The following is an 18554-nucleotide window of genomic DNA, read 5'->3' as shown; positions in this document are numbered from 1 at the left end:
CACGCATTGGGCATGCAGCTAACCCGTATGGGTCTGCCCATGTCAGCGGGTTATGTACATAAGCATACGGGTTAACTCCCCCCGCCAGCCCTATCGGGTCCAGACACAGGTAACTTCCCTCGTGCACATCATACTACCAGTTCAGGTGGTACACCTCCGCTAGAAATTCATCATATGCAAGGATCTTAATCACGCTACCGCCCTACCATGATAGTTTTTATCTGCACAAAAGCATTTTAAATCAAATAGTAATATAAATACAGGTTAGTTAAGAAATGGGAACATAACCAGTATTCGAGTTGTGTGATACATTATGATGAGAAATTGTATCTGAAGGGCGGCAGGCTGACAAAATGCAGTCCGATCGCGCAATCGCTGGCGCTCAGCCTGATGCCCGATAAGGGTTGATTAAGGCGCAATAGGGTAATATGTTAGTGCAGCCATAAAAAAACCGGAAAGATCCAAAGAGGATCTTTCCGGTTTTCTGTCACTAGCTAAATTTTGGATTAAATATCCGTTGACCTTTACAAGGAGCTAAATCACTTATTTCTACTTTGGTATTATTTTTGATAAACTCCAAAGCACCTTCAATAGAATCAAACGATACAATCTCTTCTCTCAAGTATTCTTCAGAAGACATTTTTGACTCTAAAATTTCATCAATAAAAACCTTATATTTTCCTTCCCATTTTTGCAGTCCGACAGAAGACCAGCAAACTTCATTTCCGGATAAAAAAGAATAACGTATCCCAACCTGCTTACCATTATTTATGATGTTTAACAAGTTAACATTTGAATTCATTTTCCACCTACTATATTAATTACCACTTTAATACCGTCTTCACGCTTTATATTTATATGCGGGAAATTTCCGTGATCATCAGTCGGGGCATGGCCTCTTACTCGACCTGTTGCAGGATCGATAGCGTAGTCCTTATGGTACGCTCCCCCTTCTTTAAAACGGTCCATCTTTCTTTTCTTTCTCACGCCAACAGCATCTTGTGGCCCAACGCCTCTAACTTTCTGATAGTCAGGGAATGCTGCATGGAGTAATTCGTTAGCTTCAGCCTTAGTTCTGACTTCAACAGTAGTATTTTTACCACCCGTTCTTAATGCCTCGACTTTTTTAGGGCACGCAGCCAATCCAAGCGGATCTATCCATCCCTGCGGGTTATGTACATATGCATAAGGATTCACTCCCCCCGCCAGCCCTATCGGGTCTGGACACAAGTACTGCCCGGTATCCACATCATAATAGCGATAACGGTTATAATGCAACCCAGACTCGGCATCCGCATACTGACCCGCAAACCGTAGATTGCAAGTGACCTTATCTTCGTCGTTGGCCGCTTGTTGCCACAACTCGGTTTTACCCCAGGTACTCAAACGGTCTGCCCAGACCATCTTCCCCTGTTCGTTGAGCAATTCACGTGGAGTACCCATGTGATCGGTGACGACATAATGGAGTTTGCCCTGTTCATAGCGGGCCACCGGTGCTAACGAACCAGGGGTATACAACCAGTGGATACTCTGCTCGTAGGCAACGGTGCCATCGGCATAGATAGGGGCTTCCTCTATCAGTTGATCACCACTCCACAGGTACTCATAACCCTGCACCACAGCGCTAGCTGGTGGAGTAGCTGATTCAGGCAAATCAAACAACGTAGAAATAAATGGCTTGCTGTCAACTAACCGTAGTTTTCGGATGCGCCGCCCAAAAGCATCATAGCCATAGCGCCAACGTTCGCCTTTCGGCGTCATCAATTCCGATAGCTGATCCTGTTCATTCCAGCGGTAGCGCCACACCTGCGGCCGAAATCCTTCTTTAAGAACTCGTTTTTCAACCAACCTTCCACCCATATCGTAATGATATTGGCAGTTACCACGGGATACGACACGGCCTGCCCGCTGATGTTGTTGGTCTTGCTGTAAAGCAGCCTCAGCCCCACGTGGCATACGAGCATGCATTGTGACGTTCAGGTTGGCGTCGTAGGAAAACTGCTCAATGAGCGGCAAAACGCCAGCAAAATTGGCTCGAACTATCTGGTCATTGAGATCATATTGATATTGCGTCTTACCCCAACGCCCATCATCAATACCCACCACGTTATAGGCCCGATCATACTGCCAACTTCGGTTGACTGCGCTACCATGCAACGCAGGTGTCATCGAATCTGGTGTCACTAATTGCTGCTGGAACAAAGGGGAATTGCGTCCAGCCGCCTGGTTGGCCAGCAATCCCACTGAAGTATAATTACAGGCTTGGATAAATCCTGCGGCACTTTCGCGCACGGTTTCCCGGCCTAGCTTGTCGTGTCGGAAACGTAATGGCTGATGGCCCGCAAGCCTTAACTGCGTCAGTTCCCCCTGAAGACCGTAGTCAAAATCAAGCCCGAGCTCGCCAACCAACCGAGAACTTGGCGTGCCGTTTAGCGTGTCCCACTGATGCTTAATCTCTCGTCCATTCAAGCGCTCGGCAATCAGTTGGCCAGCATCATCATAATCAAACTCAACAACGGCTTCTGCATTTTCAGCTTTTAGTAAGCGCCCCTGTTCGTCGTAGCTATAACTCACCGTTGCAACCAGCGTGGAACTCAATTTATCACTGCGCCATGTCTGTTGAGCCAAGACCTGATCACGCGGCGAGTATTGCCAACTGATCACGCGACGATCGGGGTAACGCGCCCAAATGCGTCGCCCCACAGCATCGTATTGATATTGAATGGTACGCCCGGTAAAATCGGTTTCCGCAATGACCTGTCCGGCCAAATCACGCGTATAGCGGTAAGTTTCACCTAGTGCATTGGTGACACCATCAAGACGGGTTAGCTTGTCATAGCTAAATGTCAATTTCTGCCCATCAGGACGAATAAGGCCTGTCAGCAAATCAAAACCACCGTATTCGTAACGGGTAGTTTTTCCTGCGCCATCGGTTATTGCCGCTATGCGTTTTTCACTGTCATAGGTGATCGCCTGCTTAACGCCATCAGGCAAATAAACCTGACTGACACTGCCTGTCGGGCTAGCATGCTGAGAGCTATATGCATAACGGGTGATGTGCCCTAATGGATCTTGGCTGTCTTTTAAGCGGCCAAAGATGTCCTGATTTAATAGCGTAACACCGCCATCAGGCGCGATAATCTCACTGATTTGATGCTGCGTGTTGTAACTGTAACGCCACTCTGCCCCGTTAGGCAGGATCTGACGTACTAATGCCCCCAACTCGCCATAACGATATTCTTGCCGTAAACCCTGCGGATCAACAACACTGCAAAGTTGTCCTTCATCACCATAGATAAATTGCCAACCTTTACCATCCGGTAAGGTGCTATTCGTGACCTGCCCAAAACCATTGTACTCATAGCGATATATTTCACCCGTAGGGGTCGTAATCTGCTCTGTTTCTCCATATTGATTAAGCTGGAACTCTACCTTGCGTCCCAGGGCATCCGTTTCAGAAAGTTTGTTGCCGAACGCCCATTCAGTCAAATGTTCCCGCCCCAGCGGGTCAATTTCACGGATCACCTGACCATCACTGTTATACCAAAAACGGGTGCATCCTCCCTCCGCATCCAGATAGGTTGTGCATTGGGCGGCATCATCGTAGATAAAACGATCCTGGTAATGCCCGCTAGCGGTACGTGTAGACAGTACTCTGCCCTGCGGGTCATAGAGAATATAAGCGTCGGTCTTATCCGTATCATGCCAACGGGTCATGTAACCGGCAGCATTATACTCATGATAAAGGTGGGTGAACTGGAATGTATTACATTCGGCCAACAGGCCAGTGGCAGCATAACAGCATTTAACCAGCCATTGACGTTGAACCGGTGTAATCAATTCAATCGCAACCAATTGTTGTTGCTGATAACTGAGTTCAAGTGAATAACCGTCGCTATGATCAATGCGTGAAAGCTGCCGTTCTTCAGAATAGCGAAAACGAATTTTATTACCGAAACGATCGCTGATGGTAGACAAGCGGCGAACATTCCCCTGCGGTTCGGCAAAGCTCAGGATCTGTTGTGTTTGTCGATTAAAAATATGCAATACACCACTACGTTGGCCATAGAGCAGATAATGACCTTCGTGCAGATTGATAGCCTGAACGTCATCATCGTCTTGTGGGGCATCGTATGTCAGCAACACACCTTCATGGTTGCGAAAACGAATGACCGCGTCTTCAAGGATTAAATGCTGAGACCAATCATCTGCCCATTTATCGCCAAAACTGCCAGTCAAGTGACCACTGGAACGATAGAGTCGGGTAAGCGTCAGCGGCAATATTCCCGGAATATCGATCATCGGCCACACTTGGAGGAAATCCCCCGTTGCCGCATCCACAGGCTCACCGGGTTTGGTGCATTTGTTATTACTGCAACCTTCAGCTTCAGAAGAGGTTTTTGGTTTGCTGCCCTTTTTCTTCCCTCTGGGTATCGGTAGATAACTGGCGACGATAGTCACCCAGCGCAGGGCTGAGTTTCGGCTATCTTTAACTTTGAAAATCTGCGCCGTTTCTGTGGTTTCCATAATGGTTGCCGCAGCGCTATTAATGTTGGCATCACAAGTGGTACGGTGTCCTAAACGGGCAATTTGTTTGCCGTTGGCGTAGACCGTTTTCGCCCCTTCCGCGATAACCGGCGGAGGACCTGGATGATCGCTACACACGATAGGATCGCCTACTCGCGCCACTTTTTTTCCTTCAAAATAAACGTTGGGGGAACCGTCGATAATCGTGCCTTTGTTATCACCGTATTGCCCCATCACTGCGCCAGCCGCGGCGACACCAGCACCAACAAATCCGCCTGCGGCTGCTGCGGCTGCAACAACAACCAGAGCAGCGCCACCGGTAGCAACCACCAATGCCCCCACAGCAACGGCAGCAACCGCTCCGAGCAATATTCCGCCTAATGCCCCCCAGGTACCGAGGTCTTTCTTTTGGTGCGCAATAAAGTCACCCATACGCGCCGGAGCATCTCCCTCCGTTGCCACCTTTTTCCATCCAAGGTACTCGGCAATGGCTGTACCTGCTTTTTCGCCGACATAGCTACCCGCTTGTGCGCCAACGTAACCAGCAGCTAGCCCGACGGCGAAAGGTGCCCCTGCACCACTCGCGACGGCATAAGCTCCCATACCGACAGTCACCGCACTGTTTACTTCTTCACTCTCCATAAAGTTCAGAGCTTGTTCGTTAAAAGACTCCGCGCCGCCTTCGTTAGTATTCGGTGGTGATGCCTCACGCTGTTGTTCCATCACCTCTTGACGAACGGCAGAGCGCCCGCCAGCAGCACCTGCGCCTGACCATACTCCTTGTGCAACACTCATCGTCCGCTCCTGTTACCTTGTAGCCGTTTTTTCTGCCGTGGCCGATTCCCGCAATTGGAATGTACTCATCAACGTGGTTATTTGTTGCCGCTGTTCATCCGTCATATCTCCTGGGATCGTGGCAGTGAAAACCAACACTTTAGGATTGACATCAAGCAACATCATTAATTGATGGATCGGCCCCTGTGGTGATGACCAACTAAATTCAGACGTTGCCGTATCTCGGGAATCTAACACCCCATTCTCTTGATTAATCTGCTGGTAATTTTTCAACTGTTTTGACAGGCTGGATATCTCACGCTCAGCAAACTGACTGAATGACATTCCCCATGGAATAACGTCTCTGGAAATGGTAAAGCTGATTCCGCTTTGGTCGTTATCGGCAGCACTGAGCACCAGTACACTGAGATCTTTCCAGGCGGTAGGTAAATTAATCGCACCTTCGTTAAACTGGAAAAGGGAGAGTTCATTAGGATTTGACATTATTTATCCCTAAATAATTTTGTTCATGGCATCCCGTTAATCAGAATGCCATTCGTAATGAGTTTACTTATTCAGATGAATAACGGGCCCACTGACAAAGATACCGTTAGCATCAAGCTGAATGCTTGAACCACCGAATTTGAGTACAATGCTACCGGGAGTCATCTTTATTTCCCCAGCCCCCACTTTCAGCGTGATGTCGTCTGAGGACTCATAAAGCTGTGTTCCTGGGCCACTCTTACCTGCTTTAGCTTTGACCTGAACCTGATTAGCACTGGTGCTACGCATGGTACAAATGGTTTCCGTCAGGCCACCCTGCTTTACGGTTTTGGTTTCGTTACCAGCAAGAATATTTAGCGTCCGGTTACCTGATTCGACGGTAAGAGACTGATCGTTTTTAACCGTCGTACTCATATCCTTCTGGGCATGCAGAAACAGCCCCTCGCCCCCCTTGGCATCCTCGAACCGCAACTCATTGAAGCCCTCGCCCTTATGGGTCTTGGAGCGGAACGCCATCTGGGTCTTGCTGGCAGGCAGCGATCCCGGTGGGATATTGTTGGCGTGATAGGTACGCCCGGTGACGATCGGTTGGTCCGGATCGCCATGCAGGAAATCCACCACCACTTCCTGGCCGATACGTGGAATGGCCAACATCCCCCACCCCTGTCCGGCCCACGGTTGGGTCACGCGGATCCAGCATGAGCTGTTGTCGTTGCTTTTACCGTAGCGGTCCCACAGGAATTGCAGGCGGATACGGCCGAACTCATCACAGTAGATTTCTTCCCCGGCGGGCCCCACCACCATCGCGATCTGTGGGCCGTCCATGCTCGGTTTCGGCATCGGCGTCGGCCGCCAGGTCTGGGTGTGCGGCAGGAAGACGAACTGGTTGTTCAGCGTGGTGCCTTGCCCACCAGACTCCTGCTCTAGCGCTTGAGGCTGGCTGCCACTGTGCTGAATGCTCAGCAGTTGCCACTGGTGGTTCAAATCGCTACGCGGGTGGCTGGTCAACGTAAACAGCAGCCCCGGCTGCAGGGTAAAGTCGTTACTCTGCCCATTCCCCAGGTTGGCATCGTTGCGCAGGGCTTCCAGGCGGTAATGGGTAAAGGCCTTGCCGTGCTGTTCATCTTTGAAACGCCCAGGGAAATCGAAGTGTTCGTAGTCTGGCCGCTGATTTTGCAGTTCGCTGGCCTGTTCATTAAAGGCCGCCGACCACTGCGGGTTTTTAAAGGTGTAATCCTTCAGTTCCACCACGGCGGTACGCACCTGTGCGCTACGGGTGAAGGTGGTGACACACAGCTCCAGCGCCTGAGAGGCTACGCCTGGGTTATACGGCAGCACAGCGCCCTGCGGCAAGGTGCCCACGTCATCGGTGTACACCACGATGTTTTTGCCTTCGGGGTATTCGAAGTAGTAGAACATCCCCTCTTCGGCGGCCAGCCGCTGGATGAAGTCAAAATCCGATTCCTGATACTGCACGCAGAACTCACGGGCCGGATGGGGGTTACGCAAGCCAAAGGCAAAATCGGTGATGCCGTTCTCTTTCAGCAAGGTGGTGATGATGCTTTCGATGCTCTGCTGCTGGAAGATGCGCGAGTTGCGCCGCAGCGTGGTGCGCCACAGTGCCGGGCGGATCACCATGCTATAACGGGTCTGGTGCAGGCCGGTATCACCCTGTTCAAAACTCGCCACCATGCCGGTGATACTGCGTTGCACTACCCCTTCACGCTTGATCACCAGCGTCGCATCCTCATCCAGCACCGCGGCAAAGTCGATGGCCGGATCGGCACTGGCCAGGCCCACGTTCAGCACGAACGGTGAGGAGAGCATCTCGGTCAGGCTGAAATCCACCACCACAAAGGTCTGCGGAGGCAGGTTCGCCGTGGAGAGCGTGAACTGCAACCCACTCGGTTCCGCGCCGCCCATCAAGGCACTGGCAGCCGAGGACGCCATCGCCGTGGCGCTGCCGCCGCTGGCAAAGCTCATCGGCTTGACGCCCGCAGATGAGGCCATGCCCGCGGCACCACCACTGCTGACAATGTTCTTAGGATTGATGCCTACGGATGAGGCTATCGAACCGGCCTTTTTAGCAATATCCGCCGCCTGCGATACCACCTTGCCCGCCTTGCCGCCTACAGCGCCAGCCGCGGCTCCCACCATATCCACCACCTGATCGCCACTGACTGACGGCGTCTCCGTGGCCACAATGTTCTTCGGCTGTACGCCCCCCTTGGGGGCGCTTTTCTTGTCATCAGCAAACATATCTTTTCCTTCCTGGAGGTTAGCGGGCAGATGCTGCCTGCTGCGTGAGTTGGTGATAGCGACTGAGCAGTGCATTCCAGCGCTCGTCTATCTGCTTGAGCAGCACCGGTGAAGCCGGTTGTTGTTGTTCCACCGAAACCGCCAACTGCCGCAGCAACTCTTCCAGCGGCGTTTCACGGTTCAGTTCATTTTGCATCTGATAAACCTGCGTTTTCAGATAGGAAAGCGTCAGGCTGCCGCGTATTTGTTCTTGTTCAAGCAACTTGTCCGACAGCGCCTGCAAGCGCTGCTGCACCTGGAAATAGCTGCTGTCGGCCCGCTCGCTGCCGAGCCGCGCCTGTAGCAGCCGTTGCCAACGCTGGCTTTGGGCGATCTGCTCCGGATCGGTCGGCCACAGCTGGTTGGCCAGCGCCACCGAGGCATCGGCGGTACGCAACCCGGCCAACGGAGAAAGGTTCTCCAGCGTGTTCAGTTGCTGGCCGTAGCCGTCCAGAGTCGGTTGGGCCAGCCACAGCTGCACCGAACCTTCTGGGGTGGCGGCCAGCCCCGCCAGCCGCTCCTGCATTGGTTTGACCTGCATCAGATAAGCCGCACCGACAACCACCAGGCTGCACAGCACACCGCCGCCAAAGCCCCAAGCCGTTGCAGCGCGTTTGGCCGCTTTAGGGATGACCGGTGGTGGCGGTGCAAAACGCACTTCCACATTGGGCAACGGTTGTTCTATTGGCTGTGGCGCGGGTTCTTCGTAGGCCGGAGGGGGTTCATTCGCGGCCGTTTTTGCCCCCGAGAACAGGGTGCGGATCGGCTCAGCTTCGGGCACCGAGAGATACACCATCGAGGGCATCTTCAGCGGTTGCGCTGGCGGCTGTTTGGCCGCTTCATGGGCGGCTTCCAGCCGTTTGGCGGTGTTCTGCATCAGGTACAACAGGTTTTCAATGCGTGGCACGCGTTTGAGCTCAACCTGCTGCAGTTTGTCGCACAGCAGTTGCAGCGCCCGCTCGGCGCGGTATACCAGGCGCAGGTCGTCAATGCCGAACTCATGCTGGCGCAGTTGGCTACCGACGCGGCCGTTGAACCACTCCAGTATTTCCGAGCGGGCCTGCGGCTGCTCTGGCCACAGTCGTTCCCATTGGCTGACCACCATGCCCGCCAACAGCTCGCAGCTCTCGGTAAACCCGGCCAGCCCATGCCTTTGGGTACGCGCCAGGGCGTAGTACACCGTGGTTTGCAGATCGACTCCGTTGGTACGGAACAGCGTCAACGCCAGCGACTCAATCAGGCGCCAGTTAACCTCTGGCCGCGCCGGGTGGTTGATCTTGTTGATCTCTTCACGAATGGCGCTGAATTCCGGCCAATGGCGCGGATCGCCGCCGGTTTGAATGATGATATTTTCTGAGGCTTCGCTCATGCGGACTCATCCTTAAAGCGTCTCTCTGCCAAGCGCGGCAGAGAGACGGGATAACAACGATTAATACAGCGTGTCTGGCAGAGTGAACTTGCTGAACAGACCGCCAGCGAACGGGTTGTCGGACTCATCCACATGGATGCGGTAGGTCATCTCGCCGCCGTCCACTTTGAAGCGGACGTCGAACGAGTTGGTGCCGACGTTGGTCAACTCACCGGCGTTGATCAGCCGCAGCTGTGCCCAAGGGCCGCTGAAGGTGATGCTGCGTGGAGACTTGCCGTTTTCATCCGGAACCAGCGTTACCTTGCTTTCTACCCCGGCCCGCATGGAGTTAGGCCAAACCAGATGCACCATATTGCTGCGGCCATGGGCGTAATCCAGCAGTTGCCCATCCAGGTTCAGCACGCTGCGGCGTTTGTTGCCGCTCAGCCCCACCGGTTCGATGGCGAACTGGGTGCCCAGGCCGTTTTGTGCCGAGAAGAAGGTTTCGCGGATCTTCTGCGCCTGTGCCAGCTGTTGCAGCACATCTGGGCGGATTAACAGTTGCCCGTCGCTGCCGCTGCTCAGGTTGTTATCCACGAACGGCTTCAGGTTCTGCTGGTAGAAGCTGTCCAGGGTGCCTTTCGGGCCGAAGAAGCGTTCAAACTCGCTCAGCGGCACGTCCTGCTGCGACTTAGGATCGAACGGATAACGGCCAGCCAGGTAGGTGTGATACTGCTTCACCACCGTCTCGTTCCACTCGACCTCCAACGATTGGATGGCTTCCATCATCACTACGCGCCAGGCTTGCTCAGCCAAATCCCCGACCCAACGGTTCAGCGGTTCCGGCAGGTTTTTCGCCAACTGCTGAACTTCGAAGATCGGGTCGCTGCTGTTTTGATCCAGGCGCAGCTGTACCGCCTTCATGGCCGCTTTACCCGGTGCCGGTGAGTTTTGGATCGCTAGCAGGTAACGGTGCAGTTCGGTCAGCTTTTGGTAGACGCTTTGCAGTACGCTGCCTTTGTCACCGTTCTCCACCAGCACGGCGGTTTCCGGCGCGAACTCGCGGTTGATGCGGCCCAGCAGTTGATAATCGGATTTTTGCATCAGTTCCTGGCGTTCTTTACCCTGCAACGAGTCAGGCACCGCAGGCAGCCGGGTGTTATCACTCAGCGTCTGCAAGGCACGGCGGAAAGGCTGTTCGCCGCTGATCACCTGTTCGATGGCGCTGATCGCCTGCGGCAGATCTTCAAACTCACCGACCGACAGGTTATTCATCGCCGCACGCCAGGTGGCGGTATAGTCACCGATATACTGCTCGGTCACCTGCCGCTGGATCTCTTTGCGATCCGCCTCGCTATACTCGACGTTTTTGCTGAGATCCAGCACCCAGCTGTCCATCACCGTCAGATCCACCAGTTGGTCATTCTGCTTGGTGAAGTAGTTCTGCAAACCGTTGCGCGTCAGGAACTGCGGCACCACCAGTAGGCGATCGTTGTTGGAGATAAAGATGTCGTCAAAGCTGGCACCGATCTGATCGCGCAGGTTCAGGGCCGGAGGCAGTGCTTCCTGTGCCTTGATGCGCAGGTTCTGGTACACCCGCTGATAAATCGACAGCTTGCTCAACTCGCGCTGTGCCAGCTGGATCGGCTGGCGATAAGGGATAAAGTTCTTGATGGCAACCTGATCGCCACTTTCCCGCGCGGCACGCCAATCGGTGTGCTTGAGCGCATAGTCCAGATGGCCCATCAACTGCTGTTGCACTTCGCGCTGGCCGTTAAACTGCTGGCTCCAGCGGTCGCCCATAAATTGTTCCACCAGCGCCACGTTGCGGCCACTGCCGTCTTCCAGCATGCGCATCACACGCAGGATCTCGAGTTTCTCTTCGCTGCCTGGAGGCGCAGCATTCAACTGCTCCAACAGGCCACTCATCAACGCCGGAACAAAGCGCTGCTGCAACAGCTGCAGATAGGTGCTTTCCACATAAGGGCCGATGTTGTTGCCTTGATACAGGCCCATGTCCGCCAACAGGCTGTTGCGCTCATGGTAGTTGCCATAAGCCAGCGTGGCGTCACGGATCGGGTTCAGCAACGGCAGCTGCAGGTTGCCATAGCGATCGTCACCCTTCGGCGTCGGGATGGAGAGGAAGGTTTTGGCCTGGGCAAGAACCTCTTGTCCGGCACGGTAGTTGCTCTGATAGTAGTATTGCCAGCAACCCCACAGCGTCAACGCCACCACGGCGCCCACGCAGGAGAACACCATCAGGCGTTTTCTGGAGTTACGCAGCCACAGGCCGTTTTCCCCCGCCAAATTCGGTTCCGCCAGCAACACCTGATTAAACAGCTCTTTGGTGAAGTATGGGGTCGTTTCGGCGACCGGCCAGGTTGGGAAGGCCTGCGGCGACAGGTGATACTGCACGGCGGCAGACTGGGTAAACACATCATCCATCTGTCCGCGCTGTTGGGCAGAAGTCAGGTAGATACCGCGCAGCAGCGGCTGTTGATGATCGCCGCTGTAGAGGATCCCCTCCAGCAGTTGCACCACATATTCTTGCAGGCCCTGCATCTGGCGGGTAAAGCTGAACAGCTGGCTACGCTGCCCGGCATCAACGCCGTTGAGCATCATGTCTGGCATCGCGCCGTTCAGTTGGGCGATCCATTGTTGCCAGAACTGCTGCAGCTCTTTGCGCCACACCTCCGGTTCGGCGGCGTTCAGGCTGAATGTCACCCCCAGCACCGCTTCGCGTTGCGCCTTATCCAGCGTCTGGTACATCGCTTCAAACCCGTACAGCAGGTCCAGTTTGGTAAATACCACGTACAGCGGCAGCTGGCTATGCAGCGCCTGGCGCACATCCTGCAAACGCTGATGGAGGCTGGCAACCATGTTTTCGCGCTGAGCCTTGTTCGCCGTCAGCAACTGATGCAGATCGACGGTGAGGATCAGGCCGTTCAGCGGCTGGCGTTTACGGTGTTCAACCAGCCAGTTCAGCAGGCTTTGCCATAGGCGGCTATTGAGCGCCGCTTTGCCCACTATGGACAGCGTTGGCTGCTCGATCAGTTCACCTGCCGGATCGATCAGTACGGCCTGTTCACCCAGCCAGCAGCGCACGCGCAACTCACCGGCGTCTTCCACGCTGGTCAGTTCCGGGCTGGCGATTTCGGTCAGCTTGTAGCCTTCTTTGATCAGGGTGCTTTTGCCGCTGTTGCGGGTGCCAATCACCATGTACCAAGGCAGGCGATAGAGATAAGCCGGGGTATTCAGCCGCCGTTGCAACTGCTGCTTCCAGACGCCCAGATACTGGTCCTGCTGTTCGATATCGGCCAGGATCGGATCGTCGACCTGCGTTTTGGCCTGCAGCTGCAGCTTTTCCAACTGCTGTAAACGCCGCACCATTTTGAAGGTGAGCCAGCACACCGCCAGCAGCACCACCAATGCAGTCACCAACCAGCGGCTAAGCAAAGGTTCGAACGGTTGGTAATCCTTCAGCTTCCATTCCGGCCCGTAAATCCAGACCCAAATCAAGCCGATACAGGCCAACAGCGCCAGCACCACCGGCACCGAGGCTTTGATGCGCGGAACGGCCGGTCTGGCAAAATGAATAAATGAGGGCAATTTCATGCGTTAACGCTCCTGTTCCCTTCCCTGGCCATCACGGCTTGAGCTGCCGCTGCTTGTCTGTAAGCAAGGCGATCAACGCCGGTTCCCATTCGCTTAGCTGCACTTGCTGCCCCACCTGCAACAGGTTGTGGTAGTGCTGCTGTGCCAGCGCCGTCATCCCCGCTTTTTCCAGTAACTGGGCGCTGAGCAATTGCAGGTAAAAACGGTCCCTGGGTTCGGCTTGCTGCGATTGCCGATCGATCATCTGTAACGCGGCTTCCAGTCCTTGCTGTTGATAGCATTGCCAAATTTCATCCTGTTCAATAGTGTGACCTCCCCCTTTGGCACCCGTATCCTGCTGTAACCAGCTGGCAGATTCAGGGGAGAGGAATGGCGTCATATCGGTAAAGTAAAGGGTGGTTAACGCCGGCATGCGCTCGATAAAGGCGCTCAGTTCGTCGCGTATGGCCTGCGCAACCCCTGCGTATCCCAGCCGAATAGCGATCTGCGCCGAAAGCGCGTGGCCATCCAGCCAGTAAGGTGCCAGCGCCAGGCTCTGTTCTACCTGTTGCCACAGGGCCAGATCCGCAGTGGCCACGCGCCCCAGATAATCGGCCATGCGATCGACAGAAACGGCTGCCAGCGGCGTGCGTCCATCGGCCTGCGCTATCGGTGGCGCGGTCAAACTGCCCCACAGGGCATGGCGACGCAGGCGGAAACCAATGGCAGCCTCGGGGTGTAGTTCACACAGCAAATCCGCCATTTTCAGCAGCGTTTGCCGCCAGGCTTTATCGCTGGAGCTATCAATGCTCAGGCTGGGGCTGATCGTTCTGCTGGCAGTGGTTGATGTCGATGCCGAACCAGACTGAGGGCGTTCTTCCTCCTCAACTACCGGTTCAACGGTGCGAGTAGGCAACCGCGCATAGCTGATTCGCAGGCTATCCACCTCTTTCGCCAGAGCCGGTTCGTCGCTGTGCCAAACCTGGGCCAGATGTGCCAGCAAACCTTGCACATCCTGGCGTTGGGCATCCGTCGCCCGTTGGCTAAAGCTGCCGCTGGCGCTGTCAAAACGCTTGAGGATCTGCTGGGCAAAGCGGCGCTTATGCAGGGGGTTCAACGGCCAGGCGCTGGTCCAGAAGTTCTGCACGTAGGCGGTCAGCAAGGAGATCGCCAGCATCAGGTCGCTCGGTTCGCCGCCGTGCTGCAAGGTACGCAGCAGGTGCACCACCAAACGGAAGTCTTTGCTTTTTTGCGACAGCAGAGCCATCGCCTGCTGCTGAAGGTCATCAATATTCAGCGAGCTGTGGGTCAGCGAACCCACTTTGACCATCTGGCTGTCGATATGCTCCCATTGCGGATCGTCATCGGCCAACGCCTTGGCGGTCTGCTCGGGCGTCAGCGGCGTCAGCAATAATGCATGCCAGGGATGTTGTGACGTGCTATCCATAGTCCTCACCAGTGGCAGGCGTTACGCAGCGGTTTCAGCGCTGGCGTTAACTGCGAAATATTAAATGTCAGACGGGGTAACCCGCCGTTGGTACCGTCGATCGTCAGCGTCTGCGCCGACATCAACCGCTTGATCTCATCAATACCGGCCAGGCCCCGGCTGGATTCCAGCAGATAGCCGTTTTCACGCAGGAACCACTGCACGTTAAACCGGTCGCTATCCGCCGTTAGCGTCACCGCACCGTCTTTTTGCGGACCGACCAAGGCGATCTGCAAACGGGTAATGTTGTCGATGCAGCTCAGCATCAGCACTGGCCGCGGTGGTGGCACACCAATCGCTGGCGTGGTCAGCACCACCTGCGGGTTGTTGCCCTGCCCTTCGCTTATCAGGAATGCCGTCGAGTGATCGCGGCGGCCTTTTTCCTGCGCCATGGCTCGCTGCCAGGCTGGCCCGGCCTGTACCTGACCCGGATTGTCGCCGCTGGCCGCTGACAACGCGTTGTCGTAACAGTCCAGACGCACCAGCGGCGAGCTTTCACTGCGGCAGTTCATCAGCAGCGCCAACTGATGCGCATCCCCTTCAGGCTGCGGCAGCGAAAGGCCACTTAGCCACTCGGTGGCTGAATGGCTGCCGGAAAGCAGTAACGAACCGATCAATAACCACGTATTCATAGCTAACACCTGTATTTCGCCAACTTGTAACCCAGGGTGCGCGGCGTGATCCCCAGGCTGTCGGCGATGCGGTTTTTGTCATTGCCGTACAGACGCTGGCGCTGCGTCAGTACCGCGGCTTCAAACGCCTCCACCGCGCTAGACAGGTCATCTATCTTGCTGTAATCGCGTGATAGCTCTGGCGAGGTGGAAACGTCGGAGGTGCTCAGCGAGACCATCAGCTCATCCAACTGTTTTTCACGCACCTTGAACATCGATCGCAGCTGGACCAGTTGCGATCGCAGATGCTCTACCTCTTGCAGCTTGTTGAGGCGGTGCTGAAAAATCTGGCAATAGATAGAAAACATGCCCCGGCTGTCCACAAATCGATCGATATCCTCGGCAAACACCGCAATCACCCCGCAGGCCCGCCCCTGAAAATCAAACAGCGGTACGCCATACATGCTGCAACCGTTGGGCAACGCCTCAATAAAGCCACGAAAGCCGTCATCTTCGATGCGCACCCCGCGATTGAGCGCGTACCAGACTTCGGGCGCGCCATTACGCAGCACCCGCACCAAGGGGTGGTTGGTATCTTCGATATCGGCTTCCAGCTTTACCGTAGCGCGCCGGTTGGCATCAGACAGGCGGAGGCATTCCAACTGCCCCTCGCTGGCGTTGAACATCGCCACCATCAAGCCGTCGAACCCGTGACGGTGGTGATCCAGCGTCAAAAAGCCATGGACCAAATGCTCGACCGAATCGTTTTCCAGCAGCGCCAGTAAGCATTTCAGCCGTTGCCTCATAGCGCCTCCTCGACCTGTGCGGTAAACGCATTTCCCTCCGTGGCAATGCGGATATGGCTGATTGCCGTACCTGCCGCCATTTTTTGCAATAGCAGTAGGGAAACCGGTGGCAGCAACGCCCCGTCGATAATCGATTCCAGCATGCGCGCCCCGTTCTCGGCACGGGTGGCACGCAGCAGGATCTCTTCGATCACCTCAGGCTCAATCACCACTTCGGCATTAAAGCGCTGGCGCAACAGGTTATCCAGGCGTTTGAGCTTGCCGTGGATGATGGTTTGCAGCGTGTCCTTGCCCAGAGGCAGGTAAGGCACTACTTCCATACGCGCCAGCAGGGCCGGTTTGAAGAAGGCCGCCAGCTCGGGGTACAGCAGTTCACCCAGCAGTTCCGGCTGTTCGGCGTGATCGACAATGGTCTGATAGCCCAGGTTGGAGGTCAGGAAGAACACCACGTTTTTGCAGTCGATGATGCGGCCTTCGCCGTCGGCCAGTTCACCCTTGTCGAACGCCTGATAGAACAGGTTGAGCACGTCGGGGTGGGCTTTTTCGACTTCATCGAGCAGCACCACCGAATAGGGTTTCTGGCGGATGGCTTCAGTCAGCACGCCACCTTCGCCATAGCCCACATAGCCTGGCGGTGAGCCGATCAGGCGCGAAACGGTGTGTTTCTCCTGGAACTCGGACATGTTGATGGTGGTGAGATAGTGGCGCCCGCCGTACAACAGCTCGGAGATCTGCAATACGGTCTCGGTTTTACCCACGCCGCTTGGCCCCACCAGCAGGAAAGCACCCATTGGGCGACCCGGACGGCGCAAATCGGCCCTGGCGGTCAGCAGATGTTGATGCAGGCAGTGGATCGCGGTTTCCTGGCCTTTGATCTGCTCGCCAAGATACGTTGGCAGCTCGGTGACCACCGACAGTTCACTCTGCGACAGGCGGTTTAACGGCACGCCGGTCCACTCGGCGATCACTGCCGCGATCTGATGTTTATCCACGTGTGGAGAAACCAGGGTTTGATGCTGTTGCAGTTGTTCCAGCTCGGCACCCAGCGCAGCCAGATTAATAACCTGTTCTTCCGTCGCGTTTTCTTCCTGCGTCAGCAGCTCTGCCCGCAGGGCGATGATCTGCTGCACCAACTGCTGCTGGGTTTGCCAGCTGGCATTCAGGTCCGCCAGTTGCTGTTCGATCTCAGCGCGCTGTTGTTGCAACACCGATAAACGCTCATCCGGCTGGCTCAGGTTGAGGCGCTGTTCACGCTCCAACATCTGGATTTCCATCGCCTGCTGGTGCAGCTGCGTTTTCAGTGCCGATACCTGACGCGGTGCCGAAGTCAGGTTGATCGCCACCCGCGCGGCGGCGGTATCGAGCACGTCGATGGCCTTGTCCGGCAGTTGGCGGCCAGAGAGATAGCGATCGCTGAGCACCGCCGACGCCTGTAGAGCCTCGTCGTCGATCAGCACGCCATGCGCCTTCTCATAGATAGTGCGCAAGCCGCGCATGATCACCGTGGCCTCTTCGGCACTCGGCTCAGAGACTTTCACCAGTTGGAAACGGCGCGACAGCGCGGCATCCTTCTCAAAATACTTTTTGTATTCGCTCCAGGTGGTGGCGGCGATGGTTTTCAGCTCACCGCGTGCCAACGCTGGTTTCAACAGGTTGGAGATATCCAGGCCACCCTGCTGATTACCCGCGCCGATCAGCGTATGGGCTTCATCAATAAACAGGATGATCGGCGTGGCCGACTGGGCAACTTCCGCCATGATCCCTTTGAAGCGCTTTTCGAACTCGCCTTTTACCGCCGCACCGGCCTGCAACGCGCCGAGATCCAGCGTCATCAGTTCGCTGTTGCACAGCTTTTCCGGCACCTGGCCGTCCACGATACGCAGCGCCAGGCCTTCGATCAGAGCGCTTTTACCCACGCCTGCCTCACCCACCACGATCGGGTTGTTCTTGCGGCGGCGGCACAGGATATCGATCATCAGGTCGATTTCCTCGTCGCGGCACAGCACCGGATCTAGCGTGCCTTTACGGGCCTGCTCGGTCATGTTGCTGGCATAGCGCGCCAGTAGGCTTTCGCCATTGGCGGCGGCAGTTGCGGTTTTATCGCCCGCTTTCGCTACCCGAGGGGCTTCTGCGGAATCGGCGGTCCAGTCAGCAAAGTTCTGGCGCAACAGTTCACGATTCACCGGGGATAACAACCGGCTGGCCGCCGGTGTGAGATAACGCATAGGGCTCAGCAGTAAGGTCAGTAACATCACCCCGCCGCGCAGCTGGCTGTGATCCATTTCAGCCGACGCCAATAGCCAACTGTCCTGCAACCACTCCACCAGCAAAGGGGAGAAGCTAGGATAAGCCTGAGTGACCGACTGATAGCCGGAAATACGTTGATCGAGTGACTCACGCAATGCGTCAGTGTCCACGCCGGCATGATTAAGGATCACCCTGACGTCGCTTAAGGGGCTGGCGACCATCTGCATTAATACCTGCGAGACCGTCACTTCCGCTTCCTGCAGGCTGACGCAGTGCGCCGCCGCGGCCTCCAGGGCATGGCGGGCGATGGGATTAAGGCGGTTTACCAGCGTGGGCAAGTCAATTTGAATCATCTGTGC

At 55.5% G+C, this 18554-nt stretch carries 11 protein-coding genes; all 11 read right to left on the bottom strand.

The annotated features are described in order from the left end of the window. Positions 1-127: RHS repeat-associated core domain-containing protein (locus tag AC6HVW_RS10080; RefSeq protein WP_497569376.1), on the bottom strand; the 127-nt coding region annotated here is incomplete at its 3' end. A 363-nt stretch (positions 128-490) separates the two neighbouring features. Beyond that, positions 491-802, bottom strand: a complete 312-nt coding sequence (locus tag AC6HVW_RS10075) for a hypothetical protein (RefSeq protein ID WP_071680593.1) — start codon at positions 800-802, stop codon at positions 491-493. After that, on the bottom strand, positions 799-5322 hold the full coding sequence (locus tag AC6HVW_RS10070) for an RHS repeat-associated core domain-containing protein (RefSeq protein ID WP_497569372.1): 4524 nt from the start codon (positions 5320-5322) through the stop codon (positions 799-801). The genes AC6HVW_RS10075 and AC6HVW_RS10070 overlap by 4 nt, the downstream gene beginning before the upstream one ends. A gap of 12 nt (positions 5323-5334) precedes the next feature. Further along, positions 5335-5805 (bottom strand): DcrB-related protein, encoded by a 471-nt coding sequence (locus tag AC6HVW_RS10065; RefSeq protein WP_071680595.1) that lies wholly within the window; start codon positions 5803-5805, stop codon positions 5335-5337. Between the two features lie 63 nt (positions 5806-5868). Continuing rightward, positions 5869-7755, bottom strand: a complete 1887-nt coding sequence (locus AC6HVW_RS10060) for a type VI secretion system Vgr family protein (protein ID WP_245209426.1) — start codon at positions 7753-7755, stop codon at positions 5869-5871. Between the two features lie 328 nt (positions 7756-8083). Then, positions 8084-9472, bottom strand: coding sequence for a VasL domain-containing protein (locus tag AC6HVW_RS10055; protein ID WP_186486187.1), 1389 nt, complete (start codon positions 9470-9472; stop codon positions 8084-8086). Between the two features lie 60 nt (positions 9473-9532). After that, complete coding sequence (gene tssM / locus AC6HVW_RS10050) at positions 9533-13066, bottom strand: type VI secretion system membrane subunit TssM (protein ID WP_071680598.1); 3534 nt, start codon at positions 13064-13066, stop codon at positions 9533-9535. 31 nt (positions 13067-13097) lie between these two features. Then, positions 13098-14492 carry a type VI secretion system protein TssA gene (gene tssA / locus AC6HVW_RS10045; protein WP_071680599.1) on the bottom strand — a complete coding sequence of 465 codons (1395 nt, stop codon included), beginning with the start codon at positions 14490-14492 and terminating at the stop codon, positions 13098-13100. A gap of 5 nt (positions 14493-14497) precedes the next feature. Then, on the bottom strand, positions 14498-15163 hold the full coding sequence (vasI, locus tag AC6HVW_RS10040) for a type VI secretion system-associated protein VasI (RefSeq protein ID WP_071680600.1): 666 nt from the start codon (positions 15161-15163) through the stop codon (positions 14498-14500). Between the two features lie 2 nt (positions 15164-15165). Continuing rightward, complete coding sequence (locus AC6HVW_RS10035) at positions 15166-15948, bottom strand: helix-turn-helix domain-containing protein (RefSeq protein WP_021178395.1); 783 nt, start codon at positions 15946-15948, stop codon at positions 15166-15168. Next, entirely contained in the window at positions 15945-18548 is a 2604-nt protein-coding gene (tssH, locus tag AC6HVW_RS10030) for a type VI secretion system ATPase TssH (protein ID WP_071680601.1), read from the bottom strand. The genes AC6HVW_RS10035 and tssH overlap by 4 nt, the downstream gene beginning before the upstream one ends. Between the last annotated feature and the right edge of the window lie 6 nt (positions 18549-18554).

Source organism: Serratia sp. NCCP-200 (genome assembly GCF_059697885.1).
The sequence above is the reverse complement of the archived record's forward strand: the minus strand, read 5'-3'. Positions and strand labels throughout refer to the sequence as shown.

Bases quoted from the DNA above. Each gene is read 5' to 3' on its own strand.
- AC6HVW_RS10060 (WP_245209426.1), bottom strand. From the start codon at position 7,755: ATGGCGTCCTCGGCTGCCAGTGCCTTGATGGGCGGCGCGGAACCGAGT.
- AC6HVW_RS10055 (WP_186486187.1), bottom strand. From the start codon at position 9,472: ATGAGCGAAGCCTCAGAAAATATCATCATTCAAACCGGCGGCGATCCG.
- tssA (WP_071680599.1), bottom strand. From the start codon at position 14,492: ATGGATAGCACGTCACAACATCCCTGGCATGCATTATTGCTGACGCCG.
- vasI (WP_071680600.1), bottom strand. From the start codon at position 15,163: ATGAATACGTGGTTATTGATCGGTTCGTTACTGCTTTCCGGCAGCCAT.
- AC6HVW_RS10075 (WP_071680593.1), bottom strand. From the start codon at position 802: ATGAATTCAAATGTTAACTTGTTAAACATCATAAATAATGGTAAGCAG.
- tssH (WP_071680601.1), bottom strand. From the start codon at position 18,548: ATGATTCAAATTGACTTGCCCACGCTGGTAAACCGCCTTAATCCCATC.
- tssM (WP_071680598.1), bottom strand. From the start codon at position 13,066: ATGAAATTGCCCTCATTTATTCATTTTGCCAGACCGGCCGTTCCGCGC.
- AC6HVW_RS10070 (WP_497569372.1), bottom strand. From the start codon at position 5,322: ATGAGTGTTGCACAAGGAGTATGGTCAGGCGCAGGTGCTGCTGGCGGG.
- AC6HVW_RS10065 (WP_071680595.1), bottom strand. From the start codon at position 5,805: ATGTCAAATCCTAATGAACTCTCCCTTTTCCAGTTTAACGAAGGTGCG.
- AC6HVW_RS10035 (WP_021178395.1), bottom strand. From the start codon at position 15,948: ATGAGGCAACGGCTGAAATGCTTACTGGCGCTGCTGGAAAACGATTCG.